The organism is Haloarcula marismortui ATCC 43049, assembly GCF_000011085.1.
In the GTDB taxonomy this organism is placed as follows: Archaea; Halobacteriota; Halobacteria; order Halobacteriales; family Haloarculaceae; genus Haloarcula; species Haloarcula marismortui.
The window spans coordinates 1,711,383-1,730,202 of record NC_006396.1; the positions used below are offsets into that span (position 1 = coordinate 1,711,383).

Consider the following 18,820-nt stretch of genomic DNA (forward strand, 5'->3'; position numbering starts at 1 on the left):
CATCGGCGTTCATCAGTCCTGAATCGAGAGCACAGTGGGATAGTCGGAAATGAGTCCGTCGACGCCAGCCTGGACCAGTTCCCAGGCCTGATACCACGTGCCGACGGTCCAGGTGTTCAGGGCTCGGTCCTCGTCGGCAGCGATGTCGACGAGGTCGATATCGCTCAGGTCGGAGTCGATGTACTCGCTGTCGTTGAAGAAGGGCGTTCCCTGAACCATATGCCGGGGGACGTTCATCGCGTCGCAGTCGTAGCGGCGGGTGACCTCCAGCCCCTCCTCGATGCTATCCCAGAAAAGGAAGGCGACGGGGACCGAGTCGTCGTAATCACGGACAGTCGCAAGCGCAGCTTCGTAGAACGACGAGACGAGAATATCGTTGTCGTACTCGCTGACGAGGTCGAGCGCGCGTTCGGTGTAGGGTCGCCACAGTTCTCGCTGCGTCGACAGTGTCTGGTCCGACAGCGACTCGGCGAACGCGAGGTCGTCGCTCCCGGGGTTCTTGAACTCTAGATTGACAGCGACGCTCGGTGGAATCGCGTCCATGACGGTCTCAAGCGTCGGGACCGTTTCTTCGGTCCCCAAGACAGTCGCGTTGGTCACAGTATCCGTGTCGGTCTCGAAAACGAGGCCCTCGGTGTCTGTCAGCCCGCGCTCGCCGCCGTCGCGTTCGGCCAGCCCGTTGTCGTGGAAGGTGACGAGCGTGCCATCGGCGGTCGGCACGACATCGACTTCGACCATGTCGGCGCGCCGGTGGGCCGTCTGCGTTCCCGGTCCGCCGAACGAAGCGGCCTCGACGGCCAGTTCCGTGTTCTCCGGGTAGACGCCGGCAAACCCGCGGTGAGCGATGAGCGTCGTGTCGTCGGTCATCCCCTCGTCCTCCGTGTCGGTGGCGTCATCGGTGCCTGACTCACCACCATTGGATTCCTGTGCTGCTGTGCTCCCCGCAATCCCGGAACTCGCCAGCGTCGCCGCCGTCCCTTCGACAAATGTCCGTCGACCGATGTACTCTGACATGCTAGATACGGCTGCCGAGCGGTCGTGAAAGACCGTTTATATGTGGAATATATGTCTCTCAGTAGATGTGTCCCACAACGGCCGGGTCTGTAGCCGCCTCCGTCGAAGTGATTACGCTTCCGTACTGTGGCGCTCGCGGGCCGCGGCCACGACCAGTGGGAGTGTAATCGTCGCGTCGGCATACACCGAGACATTCCGGGCGTCCTTTTCAAGTTTCCCCCACGAGCGGGCCTCATCAAGCGTCGCGCCGGAGAGACCGCCGGTGTTCGAGGGGTCCATCGTCAACTGGACGGCGTAGTCGTAGGCGTCGGGCGAGACGAGCATCGTCTGGAGGACGTAGTTCTTCGGGACGCCGCCGCCGACAACCATCGCACCGGCGCTGTCAGCCTCGTACGCGATGTCCGTGATCTGTGTCATATCCGCCAGCGCGTCGATCGTGAACTCGCTGGTCTGAGAGTACATCCACGCTTGCAGGCCCAGCACGGAGTCCTGGAAGGCCGGGCAGTACACCGGCACGTCGTTCTCGTAGGCCGCCGCCAGCACGCCAGCGTCCTCGGGCACGTCCTCACGCTCGTTGACTTCGCTGTTGGCCCGACCGAGTTCCTCCGTCATACGCTGGATCGAAACCGGGCCTTCGTCTTCCAGCGTGGAGAACACTTCGTCCCGGAGATGGTTCTCGAACAGGACGAAATGCTCCTGTGGGAGATAGACGTTGTAGATACGGTCGACGCCCTCATCCCGGAGCGTCTCGTCGTGTTCGCGCTCCGTTTGCCCTTCAGGTGTCACCTCGCCGTGGTGGTGCTTGCCGCCGATGGCCTCGATGCTGTCGTGGGTGCAGTTCGCCCCCGTCGTGACGAGCACATCGATGTGGCCGTCGCGGATGAGTTCGCTGACGATAGCCCGCATCCCGGTCGGGACCATCGCACCGGCGAGTCCGAAGAAGGTCGTCACGTCGTCATCGAGCATCTGGCTGTAGATATCGACGGCCTCGTGGATGTCGCTCGCGCCGATGCCGGCCTCGCCGTAGCTGTTAGCCAGTTCGCCGACCGTCATTCCGGCCCGAGCTTCCGCGTGCCCGATGGGGTCGTGATGGAACGTCTCTCGCTCGTCGGTGTGGTCGCTCATTGCTGTGCAGTCGAGCGCGGGCGGGTTTCAACGTCGTGGTTCGCCACGACGGGCACGGACCATGTGTCGACTTGCCGTCACATACCGCAACTGAAACGGAGGGCTTAGACGCCCCTGCGTTGGATGGAGAGCTATGGATACCGCTTCGTTTCGGCGCGGCGTTCGTGATGTTGCGCCGCTTCTGCTGGGGATTATCCCGTTTGGCCTCGTTGCCGGCATCGCGACGGTTAACGCCGGGCTGGGACTGCCAGCCGCGGTCGGATTGTCGGTGGTTGTCTTCGCCGGCGCATCACAGCTCGCGGCGCTAGAGTTGCTGGGACAGAACGCACCGCTGACGGTTGTCGTTGCAACGGCAGTCGTCATCAACCTCCGGCTTCTGATGTACTCGGCATCAATCGCGCCGTACTTCCGGAATTTCACCGGCCGGTGGAAAGCGATGCTCGCCTACGTGTTGACCGATCAAGCGTACGCGCTGTCGGTCGCCAGCTACCGGTCCGACAGCGAGACCGACCGGAAGTGGTACTACCTTGGCGTCGCCGTGACGCTCTGGGCGGTGTGGCAGGTCACGACTATCGCGGGGGCGCTACTCGGGACCGGCGTCCCGGACGCCTGGGGTCTCGAATTCGCTATCCCGCTGGTCTTCCTCGCGATTCTGGTCCCGGCAATCGAGGACGCAGCGACCGCTGTCGCCGCCGCCGTCGGTGGAGCCATCGCCGTGGTCGGCGCTGGGCTCCCGCTCAACCTCGGGCTGCTCGTCGCGGCCGGCGTTGGCATCACCGCTGGTGTTCTCACCGAGTCCGCCACAGGAGGCACCGATGGCGACTAACTACGGCCCAGTTGAGATCGCCGGTGTCATCGCTGTCATCGGCGTGCTGACGTACGCCTGTCGGCTCTCCTTTATCGCGCTGTTCGGTCGGCTCGACGAGATTCCGCCGGTCGTCAAGCGGGTGTTGCGGTTCGTCCCCGCCGCCGTCCTTGCTGCGCTTGTCCTCCCGTCGTTCGTGGCCCTCGACGCCAGTAGTTTCGCCCCAGACAAGTTCATCGCCGGCGCGCTCGCAGCAGGCGTCGCCTGGCGGACTGAAGACGTGTTCGCGACGATGGTGACCGGGATGGGCGTCCTCTGGGCCATCAGGTTCCTGCTGTAGTCAGGCCAGTTCCAGCGAGGCCCCACAGCAGTCCGACCGGTACTGCTCGCGTTGCTCGACGAGCGGACAGTCCTGATAACGACGGGCGACGAGGTCGCCACACGCCGCGCAGGTGAGGACGTGCTTCGGGTCGGTGAAGGCCGGACAGTGAATATCAGTGTCAAGCTGGTCGGCCCGCTCCCGGAAAGCCTCGCCGTGGTCGGTCGTCCCGTCGCGCTGGTACTGCTCAACGTGGATGAGTTCGTGGCGCAGCGTCGCTTCCCACGCATCCCGCTCGAAGGCCGAAAACGCGTCCCAGGTCAGCGACACCGTACACGGAAGCTGGCGGCCGTCGCTCCCCTCGACACTGTCCCAGTCGTACCGCTGGCCGACAGTGGCGGCGTCCAGTTTCGGCCGCTTGACCGCGGCGGCCCGTCGCTTGGCTCGGTGTGACACCTCCCAGTCGACGAGGTCGAACCGAACCGAGACGCCATGCTCGCGGCGGACTCGCTTGCAGTACTGTCGTGACCAGACGATAAGGTCCGCATCCGAGTTGATGCCCTCGAACGAAACGCCCTCGTCCATCGCCTCAGAGCCCGGTCGGACAGTCGATGTAGGTCGTCTCCAGTCCCAAGTCCTCGACGACGGTCTGGAGCGACTGGACGCCGAACGTTTCGGTCGCGTAGTGGCCAGCGAGAACGACGTGCATCCCCTGCTCGCGCGCCTCGTGGAAGGCCTGCTGTTTCCCCTCACCGGTGATGAGCACGTCAGCGTCCGCCTCGACCGCCTCTTGCAGCCAGTCGACGCCGCTCCCAGTCACGATGGCGACGTCCTCGACAGTCGACGGGCCGAAGTCCAGAACCTGAACTGGCTGTCCGCCAGTATCTAGGCCTTCAAGCGAACCTGCGAGTTCGGAGACCGTCTGTGGCTCCGAGAGCGTTCCACGCTGGCCGATGTACTCGCCGCCCATCGCCCCGAACGGGGCACGGTTGTTGAGGTCCAGCAGGTCAGCAACACCGGCAGCGTTACCAAGCGACTGGTGGCCGTCCAGCGGGAGGTGAGCGACGTACAGCGCGAGGTCGTTGTCGATTAGCGGCGCGACGCGGCGGTAGTTGGTTCCGGTCACGCGTTCCATCCCGCCCCAGACGATGCCGTGGTGCGTTACGAGCAGGTCAGCGCCCACCTCGTCGGCGCGGTCGATGGTCTCGACGGCCGCATCGACTGCGAAGGCGACGTGTTCGACCGGTTGGCTCGCCGGCCCGACCTGTAGACCGTTCGGACTGGCGTCGATGTCGGCGTAAGCCTCGATGTCGAGTCTATCGTCAAGACGTGCCGCAATGTCTCCGGCATTCATAACGCGGGCTTCGAGATGGCCGGTGGTATGCTTTTCTCTACTGGCGTCTGGCTACCCGTCCGATTCGACTAACTGGCCGTTCGCCTGCCCGATGAGGCCCCGGTCCACCGCGGCGTCGATGATGGCGTCGAACTGCTCGCCGTCGATATCGTAGGCGTTGACCGCAACCTCGCGGATTTCCGCGCGGTCAACGGGCATCTCACGGTTCTGGAGCAAGCGCATCACCTTGTTGTACTCCAGTTTCGTCAGCGACGGGCCGTCATCGCTGCTATCGTTGTCGTCGCTGTCCGAACCACGTTCGGTGTCTCCGCTCTCAGTTTTGGCCGCTGAGCCACTCGACGCAGTCGGCTCCGCCATTTGCCTGTCCGTGGTGTCCGCCGCTGCCACGTTCGTCGAATCGGACTCCGCAGCCGCGTCCGCTGTCTCCGCTGACTGCGCCGACTGTTCCTGTCCCGCTGCACTCGCGCTATCGTCGCCCAACAGCGAGCCGTCATCGGCCGGCTCGACTACGCTATCGGTGGTTGTCGGTTCATCGGTCGTCTGCTCGCTGGTCGTCGGCTCATCGGTCGTCCGCCCGCCGGTCGTCGGCGTCTCGGATTCGTCCAGCAGTCCCGGCGGCTCCGTGGTCCCGGCATCGCCAGCCGTTTCCGCTGTCTCGCGGGCGTCCGCCTTCGCCGCCTCGACGGCCGGTTCGACGATAGTTGCGAGCTTCTCCCGGCAGGTCGAGCAGAGAACGACAGTCCCCTGTTTCTCAGCTTCCGGGTCCAGCGATTTCGGGATAATCGGATATTCGGAGAGCGAAACATCGAGCGCGCCGCCACAGAAGTAACACGACGATAGCTGGTTCATACCCGCTACGTGGAGATGCTGGTTACTAAAATGCTTATGCCGGTATAGCTGCTACATACACCGTGGCCATCCCGCCGGGTGTACTGTTACTGTCTGCGATAAATTGGACGCGTCGAGACTCCCCAGTCAGGCCCTTTGCTGTCCGTGTGACCACAGAATACGCTCCGGGAGAGAATCAACCGTGACCCGGACAGTCGAGCTCTCGACGACTGTGTTCTGTCCGTCCGTTTCCGCGGCGCCGAGTCAGGCACAGTTCCGTCTCAACAACGCAGGTGTCGTTGTCGAAGGCGACCAGCTGGCGGAGGAAGCCGGACTAGACGAGATTTTCGACATCAGGCTGGGACAACCACCACGGGCCGCGGTGGAAGCGCTCTCGGGAACGGTACTCACAATCGGGTTCGAACGCGGTGGACAGCGCGTCGCCCTATTCATAGGCGGGTCAGAGTCGACATTAGACCGAGTCAGCGGGCTATTGTTCCGACAGTTGCTTGACGGCACAGAGGTAGCTGTGTGCCACCCCGCGACAATCGGCGGGCGCGTGACAGACCGGCGTTTTGAAATCGGGGAACTCCGAGTCACCCCCGGAAAAGTCGGGTGCACCGGTATCAGACAGCCGCTCAACGTCGACCTCGAAACCATCGTGGGCGTTAGTCGCAGTAAAAAGGAACTACTGGGCCGTCGGGAACTGGCTGTCGACCTTCGGTACGTCAGACAGGGAGTCGTCGTGGGTGTCGACCTGTCGCTGAACCCCCCGCGGAAGCTCAATCTGCTCGGGCGGTACCTTCGGCGCAGCTACGGCGGTCTGCGGCAGGAGCTTCGGGAACTCGCCCCGCCGCCCCCGGTCGTCAGAACCCTGACGAGACTTTACACACACGGGGGGCGCACAGATTCCAAAAGCGTACTGTCACAGGAATCAGCTGATCCGGCGGCCCTCCTCGAGGAACTAATCGAGAACGACTTGGTAACGCTCGAAGACGGCGAAGTTCGGCTAGAAATGCTTGGCTGGGTACTCGTCGCCGAGCAAGCCGTCAGTGGGTGGGATAGCTGAGGTCCACCCAGATGTCAACAGACACAAAACAGACCAGTGCTGTCCACTCACCTGTCGTATACTCTGTAAGTTCTTGTATACGAGTCAGGCGAGAAACTCACGGACCAGTGTCACGGCGTCGTCGTTGGGCTCCAGCCACGGCGTGTGGCCGTATCCCGGGAGTTCATGAAACTCGGCGTGTGACATCTTTTCAGTAACGGGACGGCCCACAGCTGGCGGATAGAAAGCATCCTCCGTCCCCCAGACGAACTGCGTTGGGCGGTCGATTCGCACGATTTCGTTCCGGATATCAAAGAGGGGGTGGGCGCGGCCGTACGACCCCTGTGCCGTCGCCAGCGACCGCTGGCTCTCCGGCCGGCCGGGCAAGGCCTGCCCGGCTGCGAGCAGTTCATACAGCGCTTCAGGGATGGCCGAGCCGTCGACGACATTGACCCGCTGCATCGACTGCCTCGCGTTCTCAACCGGGTCGCCGCGGTTGAGCAACCACAGCAACACGCGGTTGAGACCGCGAACCGTCAGCAGACGAAACAGGAGCGGGAGGTCCCGCGAGACGCCGCCCGGGGCACCGACCAGTTGCAGTCGGTCCACGCGGTCGTGGTCGATTGCGAGCAGGAACGACTGGAGGCCGCCGTGGGAGTTGCCGACCATGTGGGGCCGGTCAATCCCAAGGTCATCGAGCAGTTCCAGCAGGTACGTCACCAGAAACGACCGGAGGTCCCGGTCCCGGTAGCTCGGAGCGGCCGAAAGGCCGAGACCGGGTCGGTCGGGAGCGTACACGCGATACTCGTCGGTGAGCGCCGGGAACAGGGGGAGCCACGTCGCTGCTGGCGTCCCAACGCCGTGCAGGAGGAGGACAGGGTCGCCGTCCGGGTTCCCACCGGTGAGATAGTGAACGCGACCCGCGGCGTCTGTCTCGGTTACTCTGGACTCGACGGCGAGGTCGTAGTGGTCGGCGAGGCGGGCCTGAGCGTCCGCGTACCGTCGCTCGGCTGGATGGGGCCAGTCGTCTGGCGACAGCGCGCGGTCCTCGGGAACTGTGGTACCGCCACTCATACGTAGACTGTCCAGCGCCGGGCGTATCAGTGTACCGTGGCTCACGATGAACAGAACAGATTGTGTCTCCATGAGACACATATAGCTCCGCTCCCTCGCTATCGCATGGAGCGAATCGAGGGCACCATCCTTGCCGGGCGGTCGTTCGAACCGGTCGACGGCAACGTTGTCGTCGAAGACGGGTACATAACGGCCATCGAGGAGACGCCGGCCCGTGAGAGCGACCACGACCGCATTGTCCTGCCGGCGTTCGTGAACGCACACACCCACGTTGGCGACTCTGTTGCGAAGGAGGCAGCCGTCGGGCTTGGGTTGGAGGAAGCAGTGGTCCCGCCAGACAGCCTGAAACACCAGCAAATCGAAGCGGCCGACGACGAGACGCTAATTGCGGCGATGCACCGCACACTCCGGTTCATGCAGCGAACCGGTACCGCAGCGTTTCTCGACTTCCGGGAGTTCGGCATCGACGGCGCAACCGCGCTCCGCGAGGCCGCTTCGGGACTCGATATTGAGGACTTCATCTTCGGGAGCGACGACTCTGCGGTGCTGGATGTGGCTGACGGGTTCGGTGCCAGTGGCGCGAACGACGACGATTTCACCACCGAGCGGGCCGCTGCCGAGGAGCGCGCGGTTCCGTTCGCTATCCACGCCGGCGAACCGGACGCCACCGATATCCACCCGGCGCTGGATCTGGACCCGGACCTGCTGGTCCACATGGTCCATGCCGAGGCGGAGCACCTCGAACGGGTCGCCGACCAGAACGTCCCCATCGCGGTCTGTCCCCGTGCAAACCGCGTCCTCGGGGTCGGCCGGCCACCGATTGAGACGCTGCTTGAGTACACAGACGTAGCGCTTGGGACGGACAACGTGATGCTGAATGCCCCGTCTATGTTCCGTGAGATGGAGTACACCGCGAAAACGTTTGACCTCTCTTCGCGGACGGTACTTCGAATGGCGACGACCGCTGGAGCTGAAGCAGTCGGTCTCGATTGCGGTGTCATCGAACCCGGTCGCCGGGCCGCGCTACTGGTCCTCGATGGCGACTCGGATAACCTCTCGGCGGTCGCTGACCCAGTTGACGCAGTTGTCCGGCGGGCATCTCCGCTAGATATCGACCGGGTCATCTGCTAACGCGACGGCTGGAAGAGACTCGGATATCTTTTCGATTAGCGCTGGTCCGCGTGGGCGAACACGAACGCCCGAAGGAGTTTCGCGGCCAGCGTCGCCGCCTGCCCGTCGTCGCGGTCGTTGACCTCGACGACGTCGAAACCGACGGCCTGGGGTGCGACGGCCCGGACCACGTCGTGCATCTCGCGTGGGTCGAGGCCGAACGGCTCCGGCGTCCCGGTGCCCGGCGCGAACCCGGGGTCGGCGGCGTCGATGTCCACAGAGAGGTACACCCGCTCGTCGTCGAACGCGGGCGACCAGTCGGCAACGTCTTCGGGCGGAACCACGGTCACGTCGGCTTCGCTCGCGCGGTCCCATTCGGCTTCCGAGCCAGTGCGTGCGCCCAGTACGACCGCTTCGTCGGCCACCGAGAGCGCGTGGTTGGTCACCGTCGCATGAGAGTACTCGTCGCCGGCGTAGGATTCCCGCAAGTCGAGGTGTGCGTCCAGACAGACAAACACGTCCGGAGCGAGCGCGCGCACGCCAGCGACCGAGACAGTGTGTTCGCCGCCGACGACGAGCGGGACAGCCCTGTCGCTGCTGAAATCCGAGAGGGTACCCTGAAGATACGTGAGGTACTCGGCAACGTCGGCCGTGGGACCGATGTCGCCGTGGTCGTAGACGGAACAATCAGTGAAGTGCTGGTCGGTGCGGTGGTCGTAGTCGTCGAACTGCTGGCCGAATTTGCGGATGCGGTCGGGGCCAAAGCGTGCGCCGGGGCGAAACGATGTCGATGCGTCAAGCGGCGCGCCCACAATCGCGTAGTCGGCCGCCCCGCGGTCGGCCCCCGCACCGGGCAGCATCGTTACGAGCGTGTGATCTTGCGCTGCTCTTCGTACTGGAGGTACTCGATCTCGTCGTCAGGCTGGAGGTCGATGTCCTCGGGGACGCGCATCGTGAACGTGTCATACGTGTCGAGGTCCATTACCTGGGCGTCGTTGCCGTCAGTGGAGACGACCTGCCCCTGCTTCCGGTTGACAATCGGGACCCAGACCTTCGCGTCGACGGGCTGTGACAGCGAGCGCTTCTTTCCGTCGAAGACGCCCTTGGCGTCGATTCGGGCCTTGGCGCTGCCGTGTTTGCCCGGCTTGGCCGTGCTGTAGGAGTTGATCTTACACGGTGTGTCTTCGATCATGACGTAGCTTCCTTCGTCGAGCTCTCGAACTTCGGTCTGCTCTCTTGCCATACCGCCGGATTACCCCTGTTTGGGTATAAACGGTTTGGAATGCCGCAAGCCAGACCCGTCGTGACTCCCGCTCTGTAGCCGAGTTCGCCTGAAATGTAGGTCACACACGTCCAGAACGCCCGACAGCAGCACCGCGTACCCCGACCGTTCCCGCAGCTACCCCACAGTTCAAGTGAGCTTGCACTAACCACACAGGTGTGGCACTCTCGTTCGACCTGTTCGGGACGCTCGTTACGGCAGACCGGCCGTCGGAGCCGTGGGACGCCGTCGCGGAGTCGCTTGCGGCCCGGTCGGTTCGGGTCCCGGATGACTGGGAGGACGCCTATCGCTCGGCCCATCGCGACTACGACCGCGGCCGGGAAGCGCCGCTGGACGAGCACGTTCGACTGGCGCTTGCCAGCCGCGGCGTCGAGATCACTGCGGAGACGGCGACTGAGGCCGTCCTCGATGCGTTCGACAGCCCAGTAACAGTCCGTGAGGGAGCCGTCGAGGCGCTCGATGCCGCAGCACAGCGAGGGCCGGTCGCTGTCTGTTCGAACTGCAGCGTCCCGGGGCTGGTCGAGCAGACGCTCGCCCGAGCAGATATCGAGGCCCGAAGCGACCACTCGTTCGACGCCGTCGTCACCAGCGTCGACTGCGGCTGGCGGAAACCGCACCAGCGCATCTTCGAGGTAACTGCTGACGCGCTCGACACGGAGCTTTCTGACCTCGTCCACGTCGGCGACGACGCCCGAACGGACGGCGGCGCGGGCCGCGTGGGCGCGCAGTCGATGTTACTGGAAGACCACTCGCTACCGGCGATAGCCGAAAAACTCCGGGAGGGGGAGCTGTGCTGAGCGCGCTGGCGGTGGCCGTCGCCGGGGGGCTGGAACTCGCAATCGGTGAGCCGCCGACCCGCTTGCATCCGGTTGCGTGGTTCGGACGGCTCGTCGGGGCGGTCGACCGCGAGTGGGACCACCCGCTTGCGGTCGGAGGGTTCGCCGCGGCGCTGTTGCCCGTCGGAGTTGCTGTCGTCGTCGGTGGCAGCGTCGCACTCGCCGCCACTCGCGAACCGCTGGCCGCCGTCGCGCTCGCCGGCCTCGCGCTGTTCCTGACCACGAGCCTCCGCAGTCTCCTCTCGACCGCTCGGGGCGTCATCGCCGACACCGACGCCGCCCTTCCTGCTGCTCGGGACGGGCTGCTCGCACTCGCTGGCCGCGACGCCAGCGCGCTCTCAGCGGGCGAGGTTCGCAGCGCCGCCGTCGAGAGCGCATCTGAGAACCTCGCCGACGGCCTCGTCGCGTCGCTGGCCGCGTTCGTCCTGGGCGGGCTCGCTGCTACGGGCGTCGGCCTGCCAGCGCTTCCCGTCGCTGCCGGTGCAGCGGCGTGGGTCAAGGCTGTCAACACGATGGATTCGATGCTGGGCTACCGCTCGAAACGCGTCGGGACACCTGCGGCGCGGCTCGACGACGCCGTGATGTGGCTCCCGGCTCGGCTGAGCGCGCTCCTGCTTGCCCTCGCCTGTGGGTCGCCGCGGTCCGTAACCCGCGCCCGAGCTTGGCTGGACGGCGTCCCCTCGCCGAACTCCGGGTGGCCGATGGGGACGGCCGCCGCGGCGCTCGACGTTCGGCTGGAGAAGCCGGGCGTGTACGTCCTGAACCCTGCGAGAGGACTCCCCGACGTGGCGACGGCCCAGCGCAGCGTGACGCGGGTCGGCGTCGCCGGGGTGCTGGCGTACGTGCTGGCCGCTCTGGGGGTGGTCGCGTGGTTCTGACTGCGGTCCGGGGGGCGCTCGGGTTCCTCTCACGGCTCCCGGTTGGCCACAGCCAACAGGCGTGGGACGCCTTCGTCGGGACGCCGGCAGCGTTCCCGCTTGCCGGCTACGTCGTCGGCGGCCTCGTCGCACTCCCGTTTCTCGCTGCCGGCCTGCTCCCAGCCCCGGTCGTCGCCGCGGCGTACCTCGGGAGCGTCGTCCTCGTCACCGGTGTCAACCACGCCGACGGCCTCGCTGACCTCGGAGACGCCGCCGTTGTCCATGGCGACCCCGAGACGCGCCGCGACGTGATGCGGGACACGACCATCGGCGTCGGGGCCGTCCTTGCGCTGGGGACCGCCCTCCTCGCGCTCGCACTGGCCGCGCTGGCTGTCGCCCGGCTCCCGCCGCTGGTCGCCGTTTCGCTGGTCCTCGCCGCCGAGGTAGGGGCGAAGCTGGCGATGGCGACGCTGGCCTGCATCGGCCGCCCGAGCCACGAGGGGTTCGGCGCGACGGTCATCGACGCGAACGGCCCGCGCCACCTCGTCGGCGCACTCGCCGTCTCACTCCCGGCCGCCATTATCGCTGTTCCGGCAGCCACAGTCGTAGTTCTTACCGGCCCGCTGCTGGCGCTAGGTCTCTCAAACTGGGCCGACCAGCGACTGGGCGGCGTCAGCGGCGACGCCTTCGGCACGGCCAACGAACTCACGCGCGCCGTCGCGCTCCACGTCGGCGTCGCCGTGTGGTCGCTGTTCGGTGGCGTCTGGTCGATACCGCTCGTCGACTGGGGGGTGCTCGCGTGGACGCTCTCGTGATGTGTGGCGGTCGCGGGACGCGGCTCGACACCAAGGTCGAGAAACCGCTCTTTCGAATCGGCGGCGTCCCGATGGTCGGCCGTGTCGTCGGTGCACTCGAAGATAGTGCCGTCGAGAGAATTATCGCCGCAACGTCGCCAAACGCACCGGAAACGCAGTCCTGTCTGGACGTTCCCTGCATCGAGACGCCGGGAGAGGGGTACGTCGCAGACCTCAACGCGGCGCTGAATGACGACCGGCTCTCCCAGCCGGTGCTGACGGTCGCCGCCGACCTTCCGCTGCTTGACGGCGAGATAGTTGACCGTGTTCTCGACGAGCACAACGGGGGCTCGCTGACGGTCCTGGTCCCGGCTTCGCTGAAGCGTGCCCTCGGCGTGAGCGACGACACGACGTTCGACAACGGAGGTCGGGAGGTCGCGCCGACAGGCGTCAACGTCGTCAGCGACGGCCCCGACGACGCCTGGCTCACGCGGGACCGACGCGTCGCGGTCAACGTCAACACGCTCGCTGACGCGCGCGTGGCTGAGCAATGGCTGTAACGACGTGGGGCGGAGGCCGAACGCCGCGAAACCTTCTCCACACCGCCCGCCGTAGCCCCCGTCAATGGACCCTGATTCGGTCGAGGGCTTGCGGGCGAGTGGCGGCAACGGGGCCGAGGACGCCATCGGGCCGGACGGGCGCGTCCCACACGGCAGCAGCGACGACCCGGACCTGCTGGATTTCAGCGCGAACACGAACCCCCGCGTCCCGCCGGACGCCGCGAAGACGTACCGGGAAGCGTTCGAGGCCGCCCGCTCGTATCCGGCGGACGACTACCCCGAGTTCCGGGCGGCCGCGGCGTCCTTTGTCGACTGCGAACCGGAACAGGTGATACCCACGGCCGGTGGCCTCGAAGCGATTCGCCTGGCGATCCAGACGACGGTCCGGGCCGGCGACAGCGTGCTCGTCCCGTATCCCAGTTTCGGTGAGTACGCCCGCGAGGTCCGGCTCCAGGACGGGACGCCGGAGTTCGTCCCACACAACGACCTGCTGACCGCCGACCCGGACGGTCATGCGCTCGCCATCGTCTGCAACCCGAACAATCCGACCGGCGAAGCGGCCGACCCGTCGGCGCTCCGGGCCTTCGCCGACGACTGTCTCTCTGCTGGGACGACACTGCTGGTCGACGAAGCCTTTCTCGGCTTTACCGACGAGCAGTCGCTGGCGGGCCGTGAGGGCGTCATCGTCGCACGCTCGCTGACGAAGCTATTCGGTCTCCCCGGCATCCGGATGGGCTATGCCGTCGGGACCGGCGACGCCGGGGACCGACTCGCCACCGCGCGACGTGCCTGGTCGATGAGCGCCGCCGCGGCTGCGGTGGGCGCACACTGCTACGGACAACACGAGTTCGTCGCGGAGACGAAAGCCCGTGTCGCCGACGAGCGAGCACGGATGCGCGAGCGTCTCGGCGACCGCTTCGACGTGTCCCCCTCCGATGCGCCGTTCCTGTTGCTGTCAGTCAGCGAGGCCGACGAGTCCGTCGACGATATCCTCGCCTCGGCCCGCGAGGCTGGTATCGCACTCCGGGATGCCCGCACCTTCCGGGGGCTGGACTCGCACATCCGCGTCGCTGTCAGAGCCCCCGAAGAAAACGACCGGCTGCTGGATGCGCTGGATGTTTGAGACGACCGTTCGGGATAGCGTCTGCCAGATTCGCCGCGAGGGTGCCCGCTGGCTCTCGACAGCGTGGGACGGCGGCTACCGGACCGCGGACGCCGTCTACAACGTCACCGTCCCCGAGGGGTTCGAGCGGACCGACCTCGACGCCTACCGCGCCGAGCGGCTGTCTGGTGCCGGCTTCGCCGTCGGCCCGACGTTGCTCACTGGTGTTCACATGGAACACGCCCGCTGTGCCCGGAGCGGGTCGGTGTCGGTGCTGGCAACAGCGGGTCTCTCGAACCCCGCCGCGTTGCCGATGTCGGCAGCGGAGACAGCCGACGGCTCCGACGGGACTGCGTCGAATCCGGCGGACAGCCCCGACTGGCGGCCCGGGACGGTCAATCTCATCGTCGGTGTCGACCGGGCGCTGGACGAGGGCGCGCTGGCGACGCTGCTCGCCACCGCCGTCGAGGCGAAGGCTGCGACGCTGCTAGACGCGGCAAGCGTCCCCGGAACCACATCGGACGCGGCCATCGTCGGCTGTGTCCCGAGCGCCGAGCGCGCCTCTTTCGCTGGGAGTGCGACCGAAATTGGGGCCGCTACCCGCGTCTGTGTCCGCGATGCTATCAGAGCGAGTCTGGCCGCCCGCTATGGGGGCGACGCCCTGCCGACCGTCGACGGCGCGGAGTACGGCGTCGTCACCGACCAGGATACCGAGATTTTCAAGCCGTGAGAGGACAGTGTATCCCACGACGGTCCCGGAGTCCAAACGGCTAAACAGAATCCAACCGAACAAACGGATATGAGCGACAACACGGCCGGACCGACCGCCGAGCCCATCAGTCCGAGTGTGCCCGAGGAGTTCGGGCTGGTGCAGGTCTGGTGGGGCGACGGCAAGGGCAAGACGACGGCGGCGCTGGGGATGGCGACCCGTGCCGTCGGTCACGGCTACCGCGTCCACCTCCTGCAGTTCATGAAAGGCGGGACCAGCACCGTCGAAGACGTGCGCGGCGAGTACAACGCCATCGCCGCGCTCCCAGGGTTTTCCTACGAGAACGCCGGCCACTACGGCTGGCACGGCTTCCTCGACGGGAGCGAGGACGACGAGCACGAGGCCCGTGCGAAAGGCGCACTCGACCGGGCACAGGAACTCGTTCAGGCCAGCGCCGACGCCGACCTCTCGACGCCGCGGGATGCCGACGGGCCGCCAGAGGAGGGGGTCAATATGCTCGTCCTCGACGAAGTTCTCTACGCCGCGAACCGCGGCCTCGTCGATCCGGCGGACGTGATTGGGCTCATCGAAGCCAAGCCCGACGACCTCGAACTTGTTCTCACGGGCGGGCACGAGCGGCCGAAGTTCCTGACCGACCATGCGGACCTTATCACGGAAGTCAGCAAGGAGAAACACCCAATCGACGCCGGTCAGGGCGCGCGGAAGGGCACGGAGTTCTGAGCGTCCCGGCGTCCAAGAGAGGTACTTACCGCTCGGCCAGCAGGGCATCAACAATCTCGCGAGCCGCTTCGACGTGGTCGTCGGCAACGGCATCGTCGGTGCTGTCGACGTGTGATAGAATGTGGTCGACCGTCGCCAGCCGCTCGGTTAGCACGTCCTCAGAGGGGTCTCCCTCAGCAATGTCGGCGGCGACGGCCTCCGCCTCCCCGAGCCAGCGGCTGGCCGTGCGTTCGACCGGCCGCTCCCCGGTTTTCGTGAGGTGTTCGTGGAGGGCTTGGAGTCGTTCGTCGGTCACGGACAAACTTCGGCAGGCCGAGACAAAGAACTCTCGCCGAACCACTGATGTTCCAGGCGGCCCCAGACCGTCGTAATGGCCCACACGCTGCTGGTCGCCGGGACGGCCAGCCACGTCGGCAAGTCGACCGTCGCGGCCGGGCTCTGTCGCTATCTGGCCGACTGTGGTGTCTCGGTCGCGCCGTTCAAAGCCCAGAATATGAGCAACAACGCCCGGGCGACACCGGGCGGCGAAGTCGGTGTTTCGCAGTACGTTCAGGCCCGCGCAGCCGGCGTTGCGCCGTCGACCGACCACAATCCAGTGCTGCTGAAACCGCGGGGTGACGGCGAATCACAGCTCATTCTGGACGGCGATGCGGTCGGCCACTTCGAGGCGCGAGGCTACTACGACGAGCACTGGGAGGACGCGCTTGAGACCGCTCGCGCTGCCCACGACCGACTCGCGCAATCCCACGACGTGATTGTCGCCGAGGGCGCGGGTTCCATCGCCGAAATCAATCTCCACGACCGCGACCTAGCAAACATCGAGACGGCGCGCTTTGCCGATGCCGACATCCTGCTCGTCGCGGACATCGAGCGCGGCGGCGTGTTCGCGTCGCTCGTTGGGACGCTGGAACTGGTCCCCGACGACATCCGCAAGCAGGTGGCCGGCGCGGTCATCACGAAGTTCCGTGGCGACCAGTCGCTGCTTGACCCGGGCATCGACGCGTTCGAGGACCGAACCGGCGTTCCCGTCCTCGGCGTGCTTCCACACGACGACCCCGGGCTTCCCGAGGAAGACAGCGTCGCGCTGCCGCCAGTCGGCGAGCGGTCTGTCGTCGGCGACGATGACGCCGTTCCCGACGCTGAGAGCGTCACCGTCGCGGTCCCGCGGCTCCCGCGCATCTCGAACTTTACCGACCTCCAGCCGCTCGCCCACGAGCCTGGCGTCAGGGTCGCGTACATCCCGCCTGATGCCGCCCTCGACGACGCCGACGCAGTGGTCTTGCCAGGGAGTAAGAACACTGTCGACGACCTACGGGCGCTTACCGACGCTGGATTCGGCGACCGCCTCCGGTCGTTCGACGGCCCCGTCGTCGGCCTCTGTGGCGGCTACCAGATGCTCGGCGAAGCGATCACGAACGCCACAATAGAGGGGACCGGCGATGCGGACCGTGTCGAGGGACTGGGCTTGCTCCCGGTGACGACGGAATTCAGCGAATCGAAGACCGTGGAACACGTCCAGCGAAATATCGATGGCGTCGGCCCACTCTCCGGGGCAAGCGGAACCGTCGAGGGCTACGAGATTCACATGGGCGACTCGACGCTGACAGGTGCGGCGGCCCGTCCCTTCGACGGTGACGGCGCGGGCACCGATACCGTTCTTGGAACCTATCTCCATGACCTCTTCAGCAATGACACTGCCAGAGATGCCTTCGTGAGAAATACATTCGAGAGTGCTGGTACTGTCCTCCCGGCGGCAACCGGGCGAGCCGACGGCGACCCGTACGAACGAGCGGCTGGTCTCATCACCGACCACGTCGACCTCGGGCCGCTCGGACTGTCCGACCAATGAGTGTTTGATACTTTCTTAGATACCGGAAATTTATATGCAGCTAGCTCGCAATATTCTCCAATGGTCGAAGTGTTCGCGGTCGCCAGTGGGAAGGGCGGAACTGGCAAGACGACGAGCACCGTCGCTCTCGGGATGGCGCTTGCCGACCGCTACGACGTGACAGTCGTCGACGCCGACACGGGCATGGCGAACCTCCTCTTTCACGCCGGCCTCTCAGATGCGGAGACGACGCTGCACGATGTACTGGCTGCTGACGCGCCCGTCGAGGCAGCCACGTACGACCGGTTCGGGATGACTGTCGTCCCCTGCGGAACGAGTCTAGACGGCTTCAGGGACGCCGACCCGGGCCGGCTTCGAGACGTGGTTGCGGCGCTTGCAGAAGACACGGATATCATTCTGCTGGACTCGCCACCGGCGTTAGACAGCCGGACCGCAGTCCTGCCAATCGTGCTGGCCGACCGCATCGTCGTTGTCCTCCAGCCAACGATTCCAGCCATCTCGGACGGGCTGAAGGTTCAGGAGTACGCGACGACTTACGATACGGACGTTGCTGGCCTCCTGTTCAACAAGGTCCGCGAGTCCGAGTCTATCGAACAGGTCTCCGAGAAGACCGAGCGGTACTTCGACGGGCCGACGCTCGCGTCAGTTCCCGAGAGCGAGCGCGCCCGCGAAGCACGCCGTGCTGGCCGGCCACTCCTTGCTCACGCCCCCGAATGTGAGGCGGCAACAGCCTACCGAGCGGCCGCAGAGGCGCTCACAGTCCAGAACGGGACGGCCGCCGACGCCGCCGACCGGTTCCAGAGCGCTGTCATCCCCGAGTCACTATGAAGTTACCCCGCGGCCGACTCGACAAGTCACGCGTCGTCACGGACCCGCGGGACACACTCGCGGACGTGCTCGACCGAGAGCTGACCGGCTACGCCGTCTTCGAGTCCCAGAAGACGCTCCTGCTCGACGGCGAGGGCCGGGGCGTCATCACGTTTACCGACGGCGTCCCGGCGCTAGCCTACCACACTGGGACGGACCGCGGTGGCCCGCCGGCGCTTGCAGACCTCGCCATTCCCGGCCCGTATCACGTCTCACTGTACGCACTCGACGCCGCCGACCTCGAATCGGCACACGAAGCAGCCGACCTGCGAGTCCCGCCCGGGATGCCCGCCGAACGGCTTGGTGGCGACCCGGCGCTGGCCGACAGCACGCGGCGGGCGGCCCCCGACGAGCGGCTGTCGACAACGGACGACGAGGCGACAGCAACTGAGTCCAGACCCGGAGAACAGAGCGCTGTCGAAGCGTTCCTTGACGATGCGGAGAAAATCGAGGCGATCAAACAACAGGCGCGCTCGGAGGCCCGCGAACGCGCTCAGGAGTGGGATTTCTGAGGGGCTCGCCTAGCTGGAGTTCGATACACCCGCC

The 18,820-nt window shown here is 65.9% G+C and carries 23 protein-coding genes; 14 read left to right on the forward strand and 9 right to left on the reverse strand.

Annotated elements, in window-relative coordinates:
• Nucleotides 1-12: 12 nt before the first annotated feature.
• Nucleotides 13-1,014 carry a glycerophosphodiester phosphodiesterase gene (locus RR_RS12510; protein ID WP_011223923.1) on the reverse strand — a complete coding sequence of 334 codons (1,002 nt, stop codon included), beginning with the start codon at nt 1,012-1,014 and terminating at the stop codon, nt 13-15.
• A 111-nt stretch (nt 1,015-1,125) separates the two neighbouring features.
• Entirely contained in the window at nt 1,126-2,139 is a 1,014-nt protein-coding gene (locus tag RR_RS12515; protein WP_011223924.1) for a deoxyhypusine synthase, read from the reverse strand.
• A gap of 133 nt (nt 2,140-2,272) precedes the next feature.
• On the opposite strand from RR_RS12515, the gene RR_RS12520 reads away from it, so the two are divergent.
• Together RR_RS12520 and RR_RS12525 are read left to right on the forward strand one after the other, a co-directional pair.
• Nucleotides 2,273-2,965, forward strand: a complete 693-nt coding sequence (locus RR_RS12520; RefSeq protein WP_004958091.1) for an AzlC family ABC transporter permease — start codon at nt 2,273-2,275, stop codon at nt 2,963-2,965.
• Entirely contained in the window at nt 2,955-3,284 is a 330-nt protein-coding gene (locus RR_RS12525; RefSeq protein ID WP_011223925.1) for an AzlD domain-containing protein, read from the forward strand. The genes RR_RS12520 and RR_RS12525 overlap by 11 nt, the downstream gene beginning before the upstream one ends.
• Here the strand turns inward: RR_RS12525 and RR_RS12530 are convergent, their stop codons facing one another.
• From RR_RS12530 to RR_RS12540, 3 genes are read right to left on the reverse strand one after another with little or no spacing between them, the layout of a single operon-like run.
• On the reverse strand, nt 3,285-3,848 hold the full coding sequence (locus RR_RS12530; protein ID WP_011223926.1) for a SprT-like domain-containing protein: 564 nt from the start codon (nt 3,846-3,848) through the stop codon (nt 3,285-3,287). It abuts the gene before it with no gap.
• Between the two features lie 4 nt (nt 3,849-3,852).
• Nucleotides 3,853-4,617: a Nif3-like dinuclear metal center hexameric protein gene (locus RR_RS12535; RefSeq protein ID WP_011223927.1), complete on the reverse strand. Its 765-nt coding sequence runs from the start codon at nt 4,615-4,617 to the stop codon at nt 3,853-3,855.
• A gap of 51 nt (nt 4,618-4,668) precedes the next feature.
• Nucleotides 4,669-5,466 (reverse strand): hypothetical protein, encoded by a 798-nt coding sequence (locus RR_RS12540; protein ID WP_007188752.1) that lies wholly within the window; start codon nt 5,464-5,466, stop codon nt 4,669-4,671.
• A gap of 181 nt (nt 5,467-5,647) precedes the next feature.
• Here RR_RS12540 and RR_RS12545 point away from each other — a divergent pair, with 181 nt between their 5' ends.
• The gene (locus RR_RS12545; protein WP_049938940.1) at nt 5,648-6,514 is read left to right on the forward strand and encodes a CheF family chemotaxis protein; all 867 of its coding nucleotides are present in this window, start codon (nt 5,648-5,650) and stop codon (nt 6,512-6,514) included.
• Between the two features lie 84 nt (nt 6,515-6,598).
• Here the strand turns inward: RR_RS12545 and RR_RS12550 are convergent, their stop codons facing one another.
• Complete coding sequence (locus RR_RS12550) at nt 6,599-7,567, reverse strand: alpha/beta fold hydrolase (RefSeq protein ID WP_049939166.1); 969 nt, start codon at nt 7,565-7,567, stop codon at nt 6,599-6,601.
• Between the two features lie 105 nt (nt 7,568-7,672).
• Between RR_RS12550 and RR_RS12555 the strand changes: the two genes are divergently transcribed.
• Nucleotides 7,673-8,698, forward strand: coding sequence for an amidohydrolase family protein (locus RR_RS12555; protein ID WP_011223929.1), 1,026 nt, complete (start codon nt 7,673-7,675; stop codon nt 8,696-8,698).
• 35 nt (nt 8,699-8,733) lie between these two features.
• Here RR_RS12555 and speB read toward each other — a convergent pair whose 3' ends face one another.
• Together speB and RR_RS12565 are read right to left on the reverse strand one after the other, a co-directional pair.
• The gene (speB, locus tag RR_RS12560; protein ID WP_007188748.1) at nt 8,734-9,537 is read right to left on the reverse strand and encodes an agmatinase; all 804 of its coding nucleotides are present in this window, start codon (nt 9,535-9,537) and stop codon (nt 8,734-8,736) included.
• A 2-nt stretch (nt 9,538-9,539) separates the two neighbouring features.
• Nucleotides 9,540-9,920 (reverse strand): translation initiation factor IF-5A, encoded by a 381-nt coding sequence (locus tag RR_RS12565; protein WP_004515075.1) that lies wholly within the window; start codon nt 9,918-9,920, stop codon nt 9,540-9,542.
• Between the two features lie 197 nt (nt 9,921-10,117).
• Between RR_RS12565 and RR_RS12570 the strand changes: the two genes are divergently transcribed.
• The 7 genes from RR_RS12570 to RR_RS12600 all read left to right on the forward strand — a co-directional run bounded on the left by RR_RS12570 (nt 10,118) and on the right by RR_RS12600 (nt 15,558).
• Entirely contained in the window at nt 10,118-10,756 is a 639-nt protein-coding gene (locus tag RR_RS12570; protein WP_049938941.1) for an HAD family hydrolase, read from the forward strand.
• Nucleotides 10,750-11,673 carry a CobD/CbiB family cobalamin biosynthesis protein gene (locus RR_RS12575; protein ID WP_049938942.1) on the forward strand — a complete coding sequence of 308 codons (924 nt, stop codon included), beginning with the start codon at nt 10,750-10,752 and terminating at the stop codon, nt 11,671-11,673. Before RR_RS12570 ends, RR_RS12575 begins: the two co-directional genes overlap by 7 nt.
• Nucleotides 11,664-12,467, forward strand: a complete 804-nt coding sequence (gene cobS, locus RR_RS12580) for an adenosylcobinamide-GDP ribazoletransferase (protein WP_049938943.1) — start codon at nt 11,664-11,666, stop codon at nt 12,465-12,467. Before RR_RS12575 ends, cobS begins: the two co-directional genes overlap by 10 nt.
• Nucleotides 12,467-13,006: an NTP transferase domain-containing protein gene (locus tag RR_RS12585; RefSeq protein ID WP_011223932.1), complete on the forward strand. Its 540-nt coding sequence runs from the start codon at nt 12,467-12,469 to the stop codon at nt 13,004-13,006. The genes cobS and RR_RS12585 overlap by 1 nt, the downstream gene beginning before the upstream one ends.
• A gap of 64 nt (nt 13,007-13,070) precedes the next feature.
• Complete coding sequence (locus RR_RS12590; RefSeq protein ID WP_011223933.1) at nt 13,071-14,129, forward strand: threonine-phosphate decarboxylase; 1,059 nt, start codon at nt 13,071-13,073, stop codon at nt 14,127-14,129.
• Entirely contained in the window at nt 14,122-14,838 is a 717-nt protein-coding gene (locus tag RR_RS12595) for an adenosylcobinamide amidohydrolase (protein WP_049939167.1), read from the forward strand. The genes RR_RS12590 and RR_RS12595 overlap by 8 nt, the downstream gene beginning before the upstream one ends.
• 69 nt (nt 14,839-14,907) lie before the next feature.
• On the forward strand, nt 14,908-15,558 hold the full coding sequence (locus RR_RS12600; RefSeq protein WP_011223935.1) for a cob(I)yrinic acid a,c-diamide adenosyltransferase: 651 nt from the start codon (nt 14,908-14,910) through the stop codon (nt 15,556-15,558).
• Between the two features lie 25 nt (nt 15,559-15,583).
• On the opposite strand, the gene RR_RS12605 is transcribed toward RR_RS12600, so the two are convergent.
• A complete protein-coding gene (locus RR_RS12605) occupies nt 15,584-15,853 on the reverse strand; it encodes a hypothetical protein (protein ID WP_004958126.1) in 270 nt (89 codons plus the stop codon).
• Between the two features lie 75 nt (nt 15,854-15,928).
• Between RR_RS12605 and RR_RS12610 the strand changes: the two genes are divergently transcribed.
• The 3 genes from RR_RS12610 to RR_RS12620 are packed head-to-tail and all read left to right on the forward strand — an operon-like array spanning nt 15,929 to nt 18,786.
• Nucleotides 15,929-17,407: a cobyric acid synthase gene (locus RR_RS12610; RefSeq protein WP_011223936.1), complete on the forward strand. Its 1,479-nt coding sequence runs from the start codon at nt 15,929-15,931 to the stop codon at nt 17,405-17,407.
• A 60-nt stretch (nt 17,408-17,467) separates the two neighbouring features.
• Nucleotides 17,468-18,235 carry a P-loop NTPase gene (locus tag RR_RS12615; protein WP_004958129.1) on the forward strand — a complete coding sequence of 256 codons (768 nt, stop codon included), beginning with the start codon at nt 17,468-17,470 and terminating at the stop codon, nt 18,233-18,235.
• Nucleotides 18,232-18,786 (forward strand): hypothetical protein, encoded by a 555-nt coding sequence (locus RR_RS12620; RefSeq protein WP_004958130.1) that lies wholly within the window; start codon nt 18,232-18,234, stop codon nt 18,784-18,786. The genes RR_RS12615 and RR_RS12620 overlap by 4 nt, the downstream gene beginning before the upstream one ends.
• Nucleotides 18,787-18,820: the final 34 nt, after the last annotated feature.